Here is a 15,988-nt window from a genome sequence, read left to right as displayed (position 1 = left end):
TTTCCTATCGGATCCGGCAAACCCGGATCCGCGTTGTAGCTTGCAGCTTGAAGCTTGTAGCTCTTAACTCAAACTTCCCAACGCCTTCTTGGTAAACGGCGCAATCTCTTCCTCACGCCCTTCCTTCACCTTCAGCAGCCAGTTCGGGTCCTGCAGCAGCGCCCGGCCCACGGCGATCATGTCGAACTCGTCGTTATCCATGCGTCGGGTCAGCTCATCCAGCGCCGCCGGGTTGGCGGTGCCACCCATGCCTTCCGGGCTGTTCAGGAAATCCCCATCCAGACCCACGCTGCCCACGGAAATGGTGGGCTTGCCGGTGATCTTCTTGGTCCAGCCGGCCAGGTTCAGGTCGGAACCCTCGAACTCCGGCAGCCAGAAACGTCGTGTGGAGGCATGGAAAATATCCACGCCGGCTTCCACGAACGGCATCAGGAAGCGCTCCAGCTCTTCCGGGTTCTCGGCCAGCTTGGCGTCGTAATCCTGCTGCTTCCATTGGGAAAAGCGCAGCACAATGGCGAACTCCTCACCTACCGCTTCACGGACCGCCTTGACGATCTCCACGCCGAAGCGGGCGCGGTTCTCGATGGAGCCACCGTACTCGTCATCGCGCTGGTTGGTGCCTTCCCAGAAGAACTGGTCCAGCAGATAGCCGTGGGCACCATGAATCTCTACCCCGTCAAAGCCCACCGCTTTGGCGGCCCTGGCGGAGTCAGCAAAAGCCTGCACCACGTCCTGGATATCCTCATGGGTCATGGCGTGGCCATTTTCCTTGCCCGGCTTGAACAGGCCGGACGGCGAATGCCCGGGCACGTCCTTGTCCGGACCAATCCCGGGCTTGCGCACCGAGCCCACGTGCCAGAGCTGCGGGATGATCTGGCCACCAGCCTCGTGGACCGCATCCACCACCTTCTTCCAGCCCGCCATGGCGGCATCGCCATAAATGGCCGGCACCCGCTCATAGCCGTTGGCCGCCTTGTGGCCCACAAAGGTGCCTTCGGTGATGATCAGGCCCACCTCACCCTCGGCTCGGCGGCGGTAGTAACCCACCACCTCGTCATTGGGCACATAGCCCGGCGAGAAGGTGCGGGTCATGGGGGCCATGGCCACCCGGTTACGCAGGTTCAGGGATTTGTGCGCAAAAGGGCGCAGCAGACTGTCCAGGGAACCACTCATTGTTACTCTCCCGAATTTTGTTTCACTCTGGCGCTCAAGCGAGCGCGATAAAAAACAACAGAATCAGCGAGGCCACCAATCGACGGCCCTCAATTTGGTTGCGTTATAAAACCTTATTTGGTTTCGTTATGCAACCTTTCTGGCGTACAATGCCACCCATGACACGCAAACGCTTCGATGAAATGGGCTGCTCGGTGGCCTGCGCCCTCAATGAGGTTGGTGACTGGTGGTCCCTGCTGGTGGTCAAGCAGGCCATGCTGGGCACCCGCCGCTTTGTGGATTTCCAGCACAACCTGGGCATAGCCAAGAACATCCTCTGCAACCGCCTGACCCGGCTGGTGGACAACGGCGTCATGGTGCGCGTGGACGTGGGCGAGCACGGCAAGCGCTACGAATACCGCCTCACCGACAAGGGCCGCGACCTGTTTACGGTAGTCACCGCCCTGCGCCAGTGGAGCGAACGCTGGAATGGCGAGAAAGACAGCATGCAGCTGGTGGACCGCCAGACCGGAGAGCCGCTGGCGCCGGTTACCGTCCAGAACCAGCAGGGTCAGACCCTCACCGTGCGGGATGTGCGTTTTGTGGATGAAGATGGGAAGCCGCTGGAGGAAGCTGGATGACCACCGCGTCAGCCCTGCACCAACGATGGCGGGCCGTCGTCGCCCCGCTACTCCCTGACCCGGAGTCCACCTGGCAACAACTCACCACCCACTACAGCGAACCCCATCGCCACTATCACACCCTGGACCACATCGCCGCCTGCCTCGGATGGCTAGACCACTATCGCCATCTCGCCGCAGATCCCCTTTGCCTGGAACTGGCCCTGTGGGCCCACGATGTGATTTACGATCCCCGCGCCAGCGATAACGAAGCTCGCAGTGCAGACTGGTTTGCCCAGCAGTTTGCTGATAGCACGCTGACCGACCAACAGCGCGCCCGAGTACACGAACTCATCCTGGCCACCATCCACCCGCACCCACCCACGGACCCGGACATGGCCCTGCTGCAGGATATCGACCTGAGTATTCTTGGGGCAGATGTTGAGTTGTATGACCGGTATGAAGGGTGGATTCGGCAGGAATATGAGTTTGTGCCGGAAGAAGCGTTTCGGAAAGGGCGTAGTGCGGTGTTGCAGAGTTTTCTGGATCAGGCTGTGATTTATCACACGGTAGAGTTGAGGGAGCAACTGGAAGTGTCGGCGCGCAACAACCTTAGCCGGGCTTTGGGGACGCTTTCCGAGGACTGAGTGGCAGCCCGCTTTGGGAAGCTCGCGAGCTGCCCACGGATCGCCCAACGATGAGCCCGCAATAGCCTCCAAAAACACCATGTAAGAAATAGCTTACAAGCAAATAGGATTTACAGCGCTGCGATAATAGGCATGAATGTTTCCACTTTCAGCAGCGGATTCTGTTATTACATGTCTCGCTCCGGGAGAGGCGACTCAGGGGAAAATAAAATGAAATCATTGCTGGCTATGCTGTCATTTTTAATTTTGCTAAGCGCATGCCAAAGTCGAGGAATTAATGACGAGTACGCTGTTGCACTACAGGAGTGTCTAGAAGGCGACCTAATTGTTAGAGATATATCTTACAAAGAAAAACACTATTCCTCGCTGGCTATTAACAAAAACTGCCTCTATCAGGAAGAGGTTACAGGGACGTCAATGTTTAGTGGAAATGGCGATTTTCCTGTGATGGTATTCTGTCCCGGGCAGGCCTTGCCGTGCCAGGAATATGGCGCATTATTTGTTCGCTATCAGTTCCCTAGACGGGATGAAATAACTCATGGTCTTCAGATGTCGGCCATGAAAGGTGAGTACCTTAGGGACATTGGCCCATTTTCTTTTTACAAGAAAGGTAGGCGGATATATTTCTTTTCCCGGAAGGGAAAATTGTTCCATGGCAGTTGCAGTGAAAGTGAGCCTGGCTGGTCCCTTTGTCATATCGAAGCGAATGCGGGGAAAAGCGTCAGCTATCGACTGACTTATCCAGGAAGATTCCAGGATTATGACTGGCAGGCCTTGATGGCGTCACTGGATCAATTTGTGGCCCAGTCAATCAGAGTTGCTAAATTTAAAGCCACGCAGGAAAAAATTGATAATGAAAAGGAGTAACCGCTGGCGCTTCGCTCAGCCACTACTGATCGTCTTGTATTTGGGGGCGCCATTAGAAAGCCAAGCTGCAGATGATTCAGAGGCGCTTCATTACGATTGTCTATCGGGGCAGGCCAAGCCAATTTCGATTGGCTACTGCGCGGCTTACACGAATGTAGAAAACCAATGTGTCAAGACCGCTTGCGCCGACAGGAGAGAGGCTAGCTTTTTGATCTCTGACGCATGTCTTGAAGACTCTGACTCTAGCTGGGTTCCTAGCCTGCGAAAAAAGAGAGAAGCCCGAAAAATAAACGTGCATTTATGTCTACCAGGTTGGAATGCTTGCAAGGAACACTGGGAAAAAGAGGAGCGCTTTCATGGTGAAATTTATCTACTTGGGACGCGCTATTTTGATTATGGCTTAGATGAAAAGACGAAAGATACTGGCCTCTGGGATAAATATGGCGAATATAAAGTATATCGGAAGCAGCTAACAGCGGACTCCTCTTGGTATTACTTTGTCCGCGGCGACACAGAATTCAGGATTGAGTGTCTGGGCCGATTCCAGGGCTTTTGCAAAATGATAGGCACTCTTCCAGACCGTCAGCTTGGTTATGAATTCAAGTTTCATACACCAGAGCTTCGAAATTGGCCAAAGCTACATGGTCAGGCAGTAGAGTTCATTTCACGCTCTATGGATCTTGCAGCACAACAATAGCGAGTGCAGCCATTGAGGGTCAGGTATACTATTTCCCAGGCTTAGGTTTAATGGGAAATGGGAGGCCCGACCCCATTCCCGACCCCGGAGGCGGTGTTTCGGAAAGGGCGGAGTGCGGTGCTGGAGGGTTTTCTGGGTCAGGGGGCGCTTTACCACACGGCTGACTTAAGCGAGCGATTCGAAGTGTCTGCGGGGGAAAATATTAGTCGGGTTTTGGGAAAGCTTTCAGAGGGCTGACTGCCACACGCTTTGGGAAAGGAAAGACCTGCCACAGTGCCCTAAGGCATGCCCCAGTCACATTTTCCCTTATTTCCCACTCTGTCTTTTCCTGACCTCAAGAATAATTGACACTAAAAATGCAAACACAACCACTACTCCATTAATCTCAATGTAATCGTCCAGTGTCACATTGTCACCCGTCCTAGCATTTACCATAGGACTATTCAGCTGCCAATCAACCAAACTAACGATGGCCAGCATGACACCCAAAGCAAGCATCAAGGCTGCATTTGAAGACGCCATCAGGCCGCTTCTCGCCAGAAACTCCAACAGCACCCAAGCGAAAAGCATTCCCAGGCAATACAGAAAAATCGGATGCATATGATTACCACTATCTTCATTTAGCCAACAGCTGCATGCCAACCATTTTCCAGGCTGATGGGGATTGGGAGACCTGACCCAATGTTATTACGGCCCCGTGTTCACAATTTTCAATCCCGTTTTTTTAGAATTTCTCAGGAAACTCTCCGGCCTCCATATTCGGAATCAAATCCTTAATCTCATCAACGCGCTCTGGCGAGCAAAAACCTTCAATATTCTTGCTTTGCATATGATGAAAGCCAACGCCGTTCATGTCATGAATAAATGGATCATTGCCAAATTCATTACTCAGCCCCTTTAAAACTAGCGCCTTATCCATATCAACATTGCAGGTCATCGCGGCACCAACTCTTGACCAGGCGTACTGTAGATTAGGGTCCCAGCCCATAGCATCCTCCCCCGTAAAACCATGTTTGTAATGGTATTCATAAACCTCAGAACTAATATCATATGCTGCCATACCACCCTTACCGGAATATTCAGCAAAGGCATGACTGCACATAAAAAGGGATCCAGACAACAAAACCCCAAAAATTGAAACCTTCATGATCACCTCCATTTATAAAAAACAATAAGCGACTAGCAACAAGGCAGGCCTTCATTTCCCCTTCCCTCAACCCCCATCAATCACAATCCCCACGGAAGGAGGTGTTGGTAATATTTGTCATTGGATTAAATCTCATGACCACGGAAAGGCCGGATGTATTATCAGGGCGCTGAGACTCTGGATTATTAAATACCCAAACTTCGTACCAGATTGGAGGATCATGCTTAACAATCCGCACCTCCTTCAATTGGCTTTCGTCAAAACCACATTGGGTTCTAAAGCTATCGAAAATTCTTTTCCGGTACGCTGCGTTAGCCGCAGACTCGCCGGGAACACCCGCCCAGACTCCGAACTCTAGATTGGAGACGCCACCCGGAAGCTCCTTAAGCTCTGCCCGTGTAGGTGAGTATTGCGCTTCCTGTGCGGCATTGAATTGCTGAACCCGGTTATTCATCGCTGGCGAAGTCGAACAACCAGCAAGGAATGCTACAAAAAAACCAAGAAACGCATGAATCTCCCCAAAAAAATCGCGCAAAAAACGCAGCGCAACCCGCACTGCTATGCAAATGAAAATTCACTTTATCTCAGCAACTTAAAAAAATATGTAAGTCATATCCTACAAATCCAACTTGCGCGTGGGTGAAAACGGGCGGTGCAGTGGCCACATATCAGGCCGACAATAAGTGGAAGGTTTCGGGCACAACGGATGAATTGCGGTTTGCGTAGGGTGCACTGAGCCTGGGGCGAACTGCACCGCGTGGGCGGGAAATGGTGCAGTTCACCTTAGGCTCAGTGCACCCTACTCGTTTGGCAGAGGGGTTAGGTGCGGTAACGCCAGGCGCGCACGAGATGGCGCGTATTACAAACCGGCTAACCGCCGAGCCTGCCAGTACCGCCGATGCCAATAAGGATTACTCAGGGAGGACGTCATGACGCCCTGGCTGGAGGACGCATGCAAGAAATCGCCGTTGCCCATGTAGATGCCCACATGGCGGTTACCGGGGCCGGTGCGGAAGAACACCAGGTCGCCCACCTGAATCTCGTCACGTTTGACCTTTTCGCCACTTTGCAGCAATTCAGTGGTAGTGCGCGGCACTTCCATGCCCAGGCGGGACAGGAAGGTGAGATAGACAAAACCGGAGCAGTCCACGCCGCGAGGACTCAAGCCGCCGTAGCGGTAGGGAACACCTTTCCAGTCTTCGTGCTGGGCTTCCAGGGACACGCGCAGGGGTGGCACTTCGGCCATCACGTCTGCCACCAGTGCATCCATTTCCTGCTGGGCCTGCAAATCCGGGGCGCTATTGCCTGAGCGGGCTTTCTGCTTGGCACGGATTGCCGCCGGAGCCTCGGTCATGGATTCCGGGGCAACGGGCGACCTGCTGGCACAGCCGGCCAGCAGGAGCATCAGACAGGTGAATAGCAGGGTCGCGTAGCGCATGGAGGGATAAGGCAGCGGCAGGGCCATTCGGTTCCCTCCTGAGCGGTGTAGGCCCTCAGGCCTGCGCCAGCTCCTCGCGCATTTGCTGGATGACGGCGGCGTAGTCGTCCTTGCCGAAGATGGCGGAGCCCGCCACGAAGGTGTCGGCGCCGGCGGCGGCCACGTCACGGATGTTCTTTTCAGAGACGCCGCCATCCACTTCCAGACGGATGTCGTAGCCGCTGGCATCGATCATCTGGCGCACGGCGCGGGTCTTGTCCAGGGTGGAGGGGATGAACTTCTGGCCACCGAAGCCCGGGTTCACGCTCATCAGCAGGATCATGTCCAGCTTGTCCATGACGTATTCCAGGCAGTCAGGACGGGTGGCCGGATTGAGCACCAGGCCAGCTTTGCAGCCGTAGCTTTTGATCAGTTGCAGGGAGCGATCCACGTGCTGGCTGGCTTCCGGGTGAAAGGTGATGTAGCTGGCGCCGGCCTCGGCGAACATGCCGATCAGGTCGTCCACCGGGCTGACCATCAGGTGCACGTCGATGGGGGCGGTGATGCCGTGGTCGCGCAGGGCCTTGCAGACCATGGGGCCGATGGTCAGGTTGGGCACGTAGTGGTTGTCCATCACGTCGAAGTGGATCACGTCCGCCCCGGCGGCCAGCACGTTATCGCATTCTTCCCCGAGACGGGCGAAGTTGGCCGCGAGAATGGAGGGGGCGATCAGATAATCCTGCTTGGGCATGAAGATTCCTCAGTAAAGACAGTTGCGAGTAAGGAGTTTCGAGTGGCGAAAAGCAAAATCAAAAGCGCCGGTTTGGCCTTTCGAAACGCGTTGCTCGCAACTCGAAACCCAGTGATCGCGCCGCCAGCGACGCTCCTACAAAACCATTTTCGGCGCTGGATCAGGGGCTCTTGAGTAACCGATCCAGTTCCTCCAGGCGCTCCGGGGTGCCGATGTCCCACCATTGACCCGGGTGGTGCTCACCGCTGACAGCATCGTCGGCCATGGCGGCGCGTAGCAGCGGCGCCAGTTTCGCTTCGCCATCGGGCAGACCCCGGAACAGGGCCGGATCGAACCGCCCGATGCCCGCATAGGTCAGCCTGGGTTCGTCATTATCGCGCACCCGCCCCCCCTCTGTCAGATGAAAATCCCCACCCGGGTGGTGGTCCGGGTTATCCACCAGCACCAGATGCACCGGGTCGGGCCGCTCGGTCACCAACCGGGACAGGTCAAAGTCGGTCCAGATATCGCCGTTGACCAGCACAAAGGGAGCATCCCCCAGCAAGGGCAGCGCCCGGCGAATGCCGCCGGCGGTTTCCAGCGGGGTACCTTCATGGGAATAGACGATGGGAATGCCAAAGCGCCGACCATCGCCCAGGGTGGCGGCCAGCCGGTCGCCCAGCCAGCCGGTGTTGATCACCAGGGAATCGATGCCCCCATCGCGCAGTTTCTCGATGTGGTATTCGATCAGCGCCTTGCCCCCCGCCTGCAGCAGGGGCTTGGGGGTGTGATCGGTGAGGGGCCGCATGCGCTTGCCGTAGCCGGCGGCCAGGATCATCGCCTTCACTCGTTGTCCTCGAGCTGATCCAGGATCCATTCCAGGTCCGCCAGCTCCGGACGGCGGGCGATGACGGTGCGCAGGTAGGCGAAGAACCGGGCTACATCGCCCAGGTATTTGGGTTTGCCGTCCCGGTGGCAGATGCGCGCAAAGATGCCGATCACCTTGAGATGGCGCTGGGCGCCCATCAGGTCGCAATCGCGCAGGAAGGTATCGAACTCCGCCGGCACCGGCAGGCCTGCGGCGGTGGCCTTGTCGAAATACTCCCGCAGCCAACCCAGCACCCGCGCTTCCGGCCAGCTGATAAAGGCATCCTTGAACAGGCTGATCACGTCATAACTGATGGGCCCGGCCACCGCGTCCTGGAAGTCCAGCACCCCGGGGTTGGGGTCGGACACCATCAGGTTGCGGGGCATGTAGTCCCGGTGCACGAACACCTGCGGCTGGGCCAGGGCCGATTCGATCAGCACGGTAAACACCCGGTCCAGACGCTGGCGCAGCTCGCCGGTGACCACCTTTTCCCGGTGGCGAAACAGGTACCATTGGGGGAACAGCTCCAGTTCCCGCTGCAGCAGGGCCTCGTCATAGACCGGCAGACCGGCCACATCGGTATGCAATTGCTGGGTAATCAGGGTGTCGATGGCGGCGCTGTACCAGGCATCCGCATTACCCTCATTGAGGGCGGTGAGCCAGGTCTCATTGCCCATGTCGGTGAGCAACAGGAAGCCCTGCTGCAGATCCTGATGAACGATTTCCGGCACATGCAGGCCGGCACGCTGAAGACGCCGGGCCACATCAATAAAGGGGCGGCAATCTTCCTGGGCCGGTGGCGCATCCATGGCGATCAGGCTGCGGCCATCGTGCTGATAACGGAAATAGCGGCGAAAGCTGGCGTCCGCAGAGGCCGGCACACCCGCCAGCTCAGCGCCAATGTGAGCGCTTACCCACTGATCGAGAGCCTGCTTACGCAGATCTACGTGAGAATTACTTTTATCAGGCTGCATTGCCTTCCTTGTTCCATTACACTGCCGCTTTTACCGCGCCAGTTATCCGCGCGGTGCAAAACGGCCTTTTTACCTGTTCTGAGCAGCCGATGCCACTGCCCGTACAACGAATTCTGATCCCTGGCCTGCTGCTTCTGGCAGGCACCAGTACCGCGGACAACGACCTCAACTGGGTTGACCGCGAAGAAATGGCCACGTTCCCCGCCGTGCAACAGCGCAGCATTCCGGAATGGTGTGGCGGCATCTACTATAACCCCGCCGTGGGCATTCCTGTGGAAGGCAGCGACACCGTGGTCACCGCTGACCACTCCACCATGTCGCAGAATGGCCTGATCGAGCTGGATGGCGACGTGCTGATCGAACAGCCCGGCAGCCGCATTACCACCGACAGCGCCCAACTGGACCAGGCCACGGGCAAGTTCCAGCTGGAAAACGGCATGCGTCTGGAAAGCGACCAGGCCACCTTTATTGCCTCCAGCATGAGCGGCCAGACCCGCCGCAAGGAAGGCAGCCTGCTGGGGGTGCGCTATTCCCTGTTCAACACCGCCGCACGGGGCAGCGCCGACTACATCTTCCTCAATGAGACCACCACCACCATTACCCGTGGCTCCTATACCACCTGTGCGCCAGGCTCCAATGGCTGGTCACTGGAAGGGGAGCGGATTTTCCTGGACCGGGAAAAGGGCTGGGGCGAAGCCAACAATGTGGTGCTGAAAGTCAAAAGCATGCCGATTTTCTGGCTGCCCTGGCTGACCTTCCCCATTGATGACCGGCGCAAGACCGGCCTGCTGTTCCCCACCATCGCCATCGGCGACAGCAGCGGCGGCCTGGATATTACCCAACCGATCTACGTGAACATCCACCCACAGCTGGATGCCACCATCGGGCCCCGCTTTATTGATGGCCGCGGCGAAGGGGTGGACTCCGAATTCCGCTATCTGACGCCCTGGGGCGAAGGCGACATCAGCTACGGGGTGCTGTTCAACGACCGCAAGTTTGACGATGAAGACCGCCAGGTGGCCCGCTGGAGCCACCGGGGCAATATCAACCGCTGGAACCTGAAGACCGACTTCAACTATGTGTCGGACGACTTCTACTTCAAGGATCTGGATACCGGTCTGGAGATCAGCTCCCAGACGCACCTGCCCCGACTGGCGGAAGCCCGCTATTACGGTCGCACCTGGCAGGTACTGGGGCGCATGCAGTCCTGGCAGACCATCGACCCGACCCTGGAGGATCAGGACCTGCCCTACCGCCGTCTGCCCCAGCTGCAGCTCACCGGCGATCCCACCCTGTATGGCCCTCTCAAGGGTCTGTGGCTGTCGGACATCACCTCCTTCGAGCGCAGCGGTTCCGATGACAGCGGCAAGGCCACCGGCCTGCGCGCCCACGCGGCCCCGGCCCTGAACCTGCGCCTGCAGAAGCCCTGGGGCTATCTGGAACCCCGCGCCCGGCTATATCACACCCGTTATGAGCTGGACAGCGTGGACGCCAACGCCGAGGACAATCCGGATATCACTACCTGGGGCGCCAGCCTGGACTCCGGTCTGTTCTTCGAGCGCCCCAGCCGCTGGCTCGGCGAGGATTACACCCAGACCCTGGAACCGCGTCTGTTCGTCAACAAGGTGGCCTACAAGAATCAGGACTTCCTGCCCAACTTTGACAGCCGCGAGCTCACCTTTTCCTACAACTCCCTGTTCCGGGAAAACCGTTTTATCGGCTATGACCGCATCGGCGATGAGGAAAAACTGGCGCTGGGCCTGACCAGCCGTTTCCTCCATGATGCCACCGGCCGGGAACAGCTGCGGCTGCGGGTGGCCCAGGGGTTCTACTTCGAAGATCGCAAGGTAACCACCGAACAGACCGTGGAAGACCCCACCGATGACCAGACACCACTGGTGGGCGACGCCCGATGGAACTTTGCCCGCGACTGGTACCTCTACACTGAAGCCCAATGGGATCTGGAAGAAAACGAGCGGGAACGCTCCAGCTTCCAGATCGGTTACAACGACCGGGAACGCCGGGTGGTCAATCTGGGTTATCACGACCGCCCCGAAGACGACATCCGCGAATCGGAAATCAGCGGCATCCTGCCAATACATCGCCACTGGCGCATGGTGGGCCGCTGGATGTACGACCTGGAAAACAAGCGCACTCTGGAAACCATCGCCGGGGCCGAATACCGCAATTGCTGCTGGAAACTGCGCCTGCTGAGTCAGCGGGAGCTGGTGGACGATGACGGCGACGGCGATCTGGAGGCGGACAGCACCATCTGGTTACAGATCCAGATGGTCGGCCTGGGTGGCTTCGGCGGCCAGGTGGATGCCCTGCTGGAGCGCAGTATTCCGGGATACAGGAGACAGTATGATTAAGACAACCCTGCACGCCAGACACACTCTGCTTGGCCTGCTGACCATGGTCGCGCTGATGGTGCCGGTCTGGTCCCATGCCAAGGTGCAGATGCTCGATCGCATTGTGGCCGTGGTCAACGACGGCGCCATCATGGCCAGCGAGCTGGATGAACGCATCAGCACTATTGCCCTGCAGTTCCAGGAAAAGGGCCAGCCATTGCCACCCCCGGCGGTGATGCGCGAGCAGGTCCTCGACCGTATGATCCTGGAGCGCCTGCAACTGCAGCTCGCCGACCGGGCCGGTATCAAGGTGGATGACGCCACCCTCAACCAGGCCCTGGCCGGCATTGCCCGCCAGAACGGCATGACCCTGGAAGATTTCGCCGGCGCCCTGCGCCAGGATGGCTACAACTGGGCCCAGTTCCGTGAACAGATCCGTGAGGACATGCTGATTTCCCGTCTGCAACAGCGCAGCGTGGCGTCGCGCATCCGCATTACCGACCGGGAAGTGGACCGTTTCCTGAGTTCGGAAATGGGCAAGCAAATGTTCGAAGCCGATTTTCGTCTGGGGCACATCCTGGTACGCGTCCCTGCCGGTGCCAGCCCGGAGGTGGTGCAGGCCGCCCGCCAGAAGGCCGAAGGCATTGTGGAACGGCTGAACAAGGGTAGCGATTTCCAGCAGCTGGCCACCGCTGAATCCGATGGCCCCAAGGCGCTGGAAGGGGGCGACCTGGGCTGGCGCCCGGCGGCCCAGTGGCCCAGCCTGTTTGCGGAAACCGCCATCGACATGGACAAGGGCGAGATTTCCCCGCCCCTGCGCTCCGGCGCCGGCTTCCACATTCTCAAGCTGATGGACCGCAAGGGCGGTGTCGAGAAAGTAGTCACCCAGTATCAGGTTCGCCACATTCTGATCAAACCCGACGCCCTGATCAGTGCCGAGGAGGCCCGCGACAAGGCCATTCGCCTGCATGACAGCATTGCCGAGGGCAAGCAGGACTTTGCCACGGTGGCCGCAGAACATTCCGATGATCCGGGCAGCGCCCGCAACGGCGGCGAACTGGGCTGGATCACCCAGGGCGAGATGGTGCCGGAATTCGAGGACATGATGCTCAATACCCCGATGGGGGAACTGTCGCCGGTCTTTGAAAGCCAGTTCGGCTGGCACTTCCTGCGCGTGGACGCTACCCGCGATGCGGACATGAGCGAGGAATTCCGCCGTATGCAGGCCACCCAGGCCCTGCAGAAACGACGCTTCGAAGAAGAGCTGGAAACCTGGCTGCAGGAGCAGCGCAGCGAGTCCTACGTGGATATCCGCTTATGAGTCTGGCGTCTGACGCCGGACGTCTGACGCCAGAGCGTCCCATCGCCATCACCTGCGGAGACCCGGCAGGCATCGGCCCCGACCTGGTGCTGACCCTGCCGGCCTCCTTCCCGGATGCCCCGCTGGTTGCCATCGGTGACCGTGACGTCCTGAAAGACCGAGCCTCCCGGCTCGGCCTGACGGTCACCCTCTCCGACTGGCAACCCGGGCAACCATTGGCGCCCGGCACCCTGCCGGTATGGCACACCCCGGCTGGGGCGCCGGTCACTGCCGGCCAGCCGGACCCGGCCACCGCCAGCGGCACGCTCACCCTGCTGACCCGCGCCGCCCAGGGCTGCCTGGACAACACCTTTGCGGCCATGGTGACCGCCCCGGTGGCCAAGAACGTGATTTGCGAAGGGGCCGACCCGGCCTTCACCGGCCATACCGAGTTTCTCGCCGAGCAGGCCGGGGTGGACCAGGTAGTCATGATGCTCACCGCCCGCGAACTGCGCGTGGCCCTGGTCACCACCCATCTGCCACTCAGTCAGGTGCCCCGGGCAATCACCGCAGACAGCCTGACCCGCACGTTGACCATTCTGCGCAACGACCTGATCGGCAAGTACCGCATTGATGAACCCCGTATTCTGGTGCTCGGGCTCAACCCCCATGCCGGCGAAGGGGGTCACCTGGGCCGCGAGGAACTGGACGTGATCATTCCCACCCTGGAAGCCCTGCGCGGCCAGGGCATGGCCCTCACCGGCCCACTGCCGGCGGATACCGCCTTCCAGCCGGACCTGCTGGCAAAACATGATGCGGTGCTGGCCATGTACCACGATCAGGGTTTGCCCGTCCTCAAGTACGCCGGCTTTGGCGAAGCCATCAACATTACCCTGGGGCTGCCCTTTATCCGCACCTCGGTGGATCATGGCACCGCTTTCGACCTGGCTGGCACCGGCACGGCCAAGGCCGGCAGCCTGATCGCCGCCACCCGACTCGCTCTGGAGCTTGCCGCCACATGACAGAACATCGCACCCGCAAACGTTTCGGCCAGCACTTCCTGCATGACCGCAACCTGGTGGACCGCATGGTGCGCACCCTGGGGCTGCAGCAGGACGACACCCTGGTGGAAATCGGCCCTGGCCGTGGCGCGCTTACCTACCCGCTGCTGGAAGAGATACCTCACCTGCACGTGGTGGAACTGGACCGGGACCTGATTGCCCTGCTGCGCCAGGAAAACAGCCCGGAACGCCTGACCATCCATGAAAGCGATGCCCTGCGCTTCGACTTCCGCACCCTGAAACCGGCGGACAAGCCGCTGCGGGTCATCGGCAACCTGCCCTACAACATTTCCACCCCGCTGATCTTCCACCTGCTCAGCCAGGCGGACGCCATCAGCGACATGACCTTCATGTTGCAGAAGGAAGTGGTGGACCGGCTCACCGCCAGCCCCGGCACCCGGGACTGGGGGCGCCTGTCGATCATGGTCCAGTACCATTGTCAGGCGGACTATCTGTTCTTTGTGCCACCGGGCGCCTTCAGCCCGCCGCCCAAGGTGGATTCCGCCGTGGTGCGCCTGATTCCCCACGCCAGCCCGCCCCATCCGGCAAACGATGAAGAGCACCTGCGCCGACTGGTGGCCCAGGCCTTCACTCAACGACGCAAGGCCATCCGCAATAGTCTAAAATCCCAGGTAACGCTGGAGCAGTTCGAACAGGCAGGCATCGACGCCGGTCTGCGCCCGGACCAGCTCACCGTGGCGGACTATGTGACCCTGGCCAATCTCACCTGCCCCGGGGCAGGCAACGCCTAACGGGCCACTCTGTCACGTCAGCGCCCGCCGGGTAACCGGCATCGGGTGGCATCACCCTTCAGCGAGAATCACATCAACGGAGCAATCATGAGCCCGCGCCACAATATTCAGGTCTCGGTGGAAACCGAATTCCTTGCCGATCAGAGCGATCCGGACAGCCAGCGCTGGGTGTTTGCCTATCACATCACCATTCGCAATGAAGGCACCGTCAGTGCCCGCCTGCTCACCCGCCACTGGGTGATCACCGACGGCGAGGACCGTGTCCAGGAAGTCCACGGCGAAGGCGTTATCGGCGAACAGCCCCATATCGCGCCGGGCCAGACATTTTCCTATACCAGCGGCGCCATCCTGGAAACCGAGGTTGGCAGCATGCGCGGCAGTTACCAGATGATTGGAGAAGATGGCACTCACTTCGATGCAGAAATCCCCATGTTCACCCTGGCGGTGCCCCATGCACTGCATTAACCCCGGCATCCAAGGCGGAGGCAACTCTTGAGCGATTACGCCATCGGCGATCTGCAGGGCTGCCTGGCGCCGTTCGACTGCCTGCTGGAGCGGATCGGATTTAATGCCGATCGTGACCGGCTGTTCCTGGCCGGCGATCTGGTCAATCGGGGGCCGGACTCCCTGGGGACCCTGCGCCGTGTTTACGCGCTACGCGATAATGTGCATACGGTATTGGGCAATCACGACCTGCATCTGCTGGCCGTGGCCCAGGGGAGCACCGACAGCCGTCGCAAGGACACTCTCACGGATATCCTCGAGGCCCCTGACCGCAACGCCCTGCTGGGCTGGCTGCAGGATTGTCCGTTACTGATTGATATCCCGGAACACCAGGCAGTGATGACCCATGCGGGCATTCCGCCACTGTGGACACTGTCGCAAGCCCGGGAGCGGGCCCGGGAAGTGGAGCAGGTACTGCGTGGGCCACAGGTAGGCGAATATTTTGCCCACATGTACGGCAACCAGCCGGCCGGCTGGGACGACGCGCTGCAAGGCCCGGAGCGCTGGCGCGTCATCACCAATCACTTTACCCGCATGCGTTTTGTGAACCTGGCCGGCGAACTGGATCTGGCCACCAAGGGGGAAGCCGATGCCCCCCCAGCGGGCTTTATGCCCTGGTTCCAGCACCCGGATCGTCAGGTGACGGATACCCGTATCCTGTTTGGCCACTGGGCGGCACTGGAAGGCAATACCCACGTGGCCGGCGTCGACGCCCTGGATACCGGCTGTGTCTGGGGTGGCAGCCTCACCGCCTTGCGCCTGGACGACCTGACCCGCTTCGCCTGTCACTGCTGATCCCCGGCACCGGCAGGCAAGGCCCTGCCGGCTGCATTCCGTCCTTCCGTTTCCCCCTTGTGACCGACCGCCTCCCGGCCTGTCAGACATTCGCCACACTTCGTCC

Annotated in this window: 18 protein-coding genes; 10 read left to right on the top strand and 8 right to left on the bottom strand. The window is 59.3% G+C overall.

All coding sequences use genetic code 11. From position 1 onward, the window contains the following. Window positions 1–63: 63 nt before the first annotated feature. Window positions 64–1,173 (bottom strand): NADH:flavin oxidoreductase, encoded by a 1,110-nt coding sequence (locus A0251_RS05910; RefSeq protein ID WP_062815899.1) that lies wholly within the window; start codon window positions 1,171–1,173, stop codon window positions 64–66. Window positions 1,174–1,331: 158 nt separating this feature from the next. Between A0251_RS05910 and A0251_RS05905 the strand changes: the two genes are divergently transcribed. The 4 genes from A0251_RS05905 (at window position 1,332) to A0251_RS05890 (ending at window position 3,983) form a co-directional block, all read left to right on the top strand. Beyond that, on the top strand, window positions 1,332–1,793 hold the full coding sequence (locus A0251_RS05905) for a helix-turn-helix domain-containing protein (RefSeq protein ID WP_062815898.1): 462 nt from the start codon (window positions 1,332–1,334) through the stop codon (window positions 1,791–1,793). Then, entirely contained in the window at window positions 1,790–2,419 is a 630-nt protein-coding gene (locus tag A0251_RS05900) for a hypothetical protein (protein WP_197461855.1), read from the top strand. The genes A0251_RS05905 and A0251_RS05900 overlap by 4 nt, the downstream gene beginning before the upstream one ends. 210 nt (window positions 2,420–2,629) lie before the next feature. Next, window positions 2,630–3,286 carry a hypothetical protein gene (locus tag A0251_RS05895; RefSeq protein ID WP_062815897.1) on the top strand — a complete coding sequence of 219 codons (657 nt, stop codon included), beginning with the start codon at window positions 2,630–2,632 and terminating at the stop codon, window positions 3,284–3,286. Continuing rightward, window positions 3,273–3,983 (top strand): hypothetical protein, encoded by a 711-nt coding sequence (locus A0251_RS05890; RefSeq protein WP_062815896.1) that lies wholly within the window; start codon window positions 3,273–3,275, stop codon window positions 3,981–3,983. Before A0251_RS05895 ends, A0251_RS05890 begins: the two co-directional genes overlap by 14 nt. 306 nt (window positions 3,984–4,289) lie before the next feature. Here the strand turns inward: A0251_RS05890 and A0251_RS05885 are convergent, their stop codons facing one another. The 7 genes from A0251_RS05885 to A0251_RS05860 form a co-directional block, all read right to left on the bottom strand. Further along, the gene (locus tag A0251_RS05885; protein ID WP_062815895.1) at window positions 4,290–4,583 is read right to left on the bottom strand and encodes a hypothetical protein; all 294 of its coding nucleotides are present in this window, start codon (window positions 4,581–4,583) and stop codon (window positions 4,290–4,292) included. A 124-nt stretch (window positions 4,584–4,707) separates the two neighbouring features. Next, window positions 4,708–5,130: a hypothetical protein gene (locus tag A0251_RS05880; protein ID WP_062815894.1), complete on the bottom strand. Its 423-nt coding sequence runs from the start codon at window positions 5,128–5,130 to the stop codon at window positions 4,708–4,710. Window positions 5,131–5,206: 76 nt separating this feature from the next. Further along, window positions 5,207–5,686: a hypothetical protein gene (locus tag A0251_RS17370; RefSeq protein WP_146063377.1), complete on the bottom strand. Its 480-nt coding sequence runs from the start codon at window positions 5,684–5,686 to the stop codon at window positions 5,207–5,209. A 303-nt stretch (window positions 5,687–5,989) separates the two neighbouring features. Continuing rightward, entirely contained in the window at window positions 5,990–6,595 is a 606-nt protein-coding gene (locus A0251_RS05875) for an NlpC/P60 family protein (protein WP_231874172.1), read from the bottom strand. A 28-nt stretch (window positions 6,596–6,623) separates the two neighbouring features. Next, on the bottom strand, window positions 6,624–7,298 hold the full coding sequence (gene rpe, locus A0251_RS05870) for a ribulose-phosphate 3-epimerase (protein ID WP_062815893.1): 675 nt from the start codon (window positions 7,296–7,298) through the stop codon (window positions 6,624–6,626). 160 nt (window positions 7,299–7,458) lie between these two features. Then, a complete protein-coding gene (gene murU / locus A0251_RS05865) occupies window positions 7,459–8,124 on the bottom strand; it encodes an N-acetylmuramate alpha-1-phosphate uridylyltransferase MurU (protein WP_062815892.1) in 666 nt (221 codons plus the stop codon). Continuing rightward, a complete protein-coding gene (locus A0251_RS05860) occupies window positions 8,121–9,119 on the bottom strand; it encodes an aminoglycoside phosphotransferase family protein (protein ID WP_062815891.1) in 999 nt (332 codons plus the stop codon). The genes murU and A0251_RS05860 overlap by 4 nt, the downstream gene beginning before the upstream one ends. A gap of 89 nt (window positions 9,120–9,208) precedes the next feature. Here A0251_RS05860 and A0251_RS05855 point away from each other — a divergent pair, with 89 nt between their 5' ends. From A0251_RS05855 to A0251_RS05830, 6 genes are all read left to right on the top strand, one after another. Further along, window positions 9,209–11,491, top strand: coding sequence for an LPS-assembly protein LptD (locus tag A0251_RS05855; RefSeq protein ID WP_062815890.1), 2,283 nt, complete (start codon window positions 9,209–9,211; stop codon window positions 11,489–11,491). Next, window positions 11,484–12,791: a peptidylprolyl isomerase gene (locus A0251_RS05850; protein ID WP_062815889.1), complete on the top strand. Its 1,308-nt coding sequence runs from the start codon at window positions 11,484–11,486 to the stop codon at window positions 12,789–12,791. The genes A0251_RS05855 and A0251_RS05850 overlap by 8 nt, the downstream gene beginning before the upstream one ends. Further along, window positions 12,788–13,792 carry a 4-hydroxythreonine-4-phosphate dehydrogenase PdxA gene (gene pdxA, locus A0251_RS05845; protein WP_062815888.1) on the top strand — a complete coding sequence of 335 codons (1,005 nt, stop codon included), beginning with the start codon at window positions 12,788–12,790 and terminating at the stop codon, window positions 13,790–13,792. The genes A0251_RS05850 and pdxA overlap by 4 nt, the downstream gene beginning before the upstream one ends. Beyond that, window positions 13,789–14,583 (top strand): 16S rRNA (adenine(1518)-N(6)/adenine(1519)-N(6))-dimethyltransferase RsmA, encoded by a 795-nt coding sequence (gene rsmA, locus A0251_RS05840; protein ID WP_062815887.1) that lies wholly within the window; start codon window positions 13,789–13,791, stop codon window positions 14,581–14,583. Before pdxA ends, rsmA begins: the two co-directional genes overlap by 4 nt. A gap of 87 nt (window positions 14,584–14,670) precedes the next feature. Next, window positions 14,671–15,048, top strand: a complete 378-nt coding sequence (gene apaG / locus A0251_RS05835; RefSeq protein WP_062815886.1) for a Co2+/Mg2+ efflux protein ApaG — start codon at window positions 14,671–14,673, stop codon at window positions 15,046–15,048. A gap of 27 nt (window positions 15,049–15,075) precedes the next feature. Continuing rightward, entirely contained in the window at window positions 15,076–15,882 is an 807-nt protein-coding gene (locus A0251_RS05830) for a symmetrical bis(5'-nucleosyl)-tetraphosphatase (protein ID WP_062815885.1), read from the top strand. Window positions 15,883–15,988 lie beyond the last annotated feature (106 nt).

Origin of the sequence: Alcanivorax sp. NBRC 102024, assembly GCF_001602235.1 — a bacterium.
Taxonomy (GTDB): domain Bacteria; phylum Pseudomonadota; class Gammaproteobacteria; order Pseudomonadales; family Alcanivoracaceae; genus Alcanivorax.
Note: the sequence above shows the minus strand (reverse complement) of the source record. Positions and strands in the feature narration are given on the sequence as shown.

Coding starts and splice junctions, on each gene's coding strand:
- A0251_RS05910 (WP_062815899.1), bottom strand. CDS start 1,173: ATGAGTGGTTCCCTGGACAGTCTGCTGCGCCCTTTTGCGCACAAATCC.
- A0251_RS05905 (WP_062815898.1), top strand. CDS start 1,332: ATGACACGCAAACGCTTCGATGAAATGGGCTGCTCGGTGGCCTGCGCC.
- A0251_RS05900 (WP_197461855.1), top strand. CDS start 1,790: ATGACCACCGCGTCAGCCCTGCACCAACGATGGCGGGCCGTCGTCGCC.
- A0251_RS05895 (WP_062815897.1), top strand. CDS start 2,630: ATGAAATCATTGCTGGCTATGCTGTCATTTTTAATTTTGCTAAGCGCA.
- A0251_RS05890 (WP_062815896.1), top strand. CDS start 3,273: ATGAAAAGGAGTAACCGCTGGCGCTTCGCTCAGCCACTACTGATCGTC.
- A0251_RS05885 (WP_062815895.1), bottom strand. CDS start 4,583: ATGCATCCGATTTTTCTGTATTGCCTGGGAATGCTTTTCGCTTGGGTG.
- A0251_RS05880 (WP_062815894.1), bottom strand. CDS start 5,130: ATGAAGGTTTCAATTTTTGGGGTTTTGTTGTCTGGATCCCTTTTTATG.
- A0251_RS05875 (WP_231874172.1), bottom strand. CDS start 6,595: ATGGCCCTGCCGCTGCCTTATCCCTCCATGCGCTACGCGACCCTGCTA.
- rpe (WP_062815893.1), bottom strand. CDS start 7,298: ATGCCCAAGCAGGATTATCTGATCGCCCCCTCCATTCTCGCGGCCAAC.
- A0251_RS05860 (WP_062815891.1), bottom strand. CDS start 9,119: ATGCAGCCTGATAAAAGTAATTCTCACGTAGATCTGCGTAAGCAGGCT.
- A0251_RS05855 (WP_062815890.1), top strand. CDS start 9,209: ATGCCACTGCCCGTACAACGAATTCTGATCCCTGGCCTGCTGCTTCTG.
- A0251_RS05850 (WP_062815889.1), top strand. CDS start 11,484: ATGATTAAGACAACCCTGCACGCCAGACACACTCTGCTTGGCCTGCTG.
- pdxA (WP_062815888.1), top strand. CDS start 12,788: ATGAGTCTGGCGTCTGACGCCGGACGTCTGACGCCAGAGCGTCCCATC.
- rsmA (WP_062815887.1), top strand. CDS start 13,789: ATGACAGAACATCGCACCCGCAAACGTTTCGGCCAGCACTTCCTGCAT.
- apaG (WP_062815886.1), top strand. CDS start 14,671: ATGAGCCCGCGCCACAATATTCAGGTCTCGGTGGAAACCGAATTCCTT.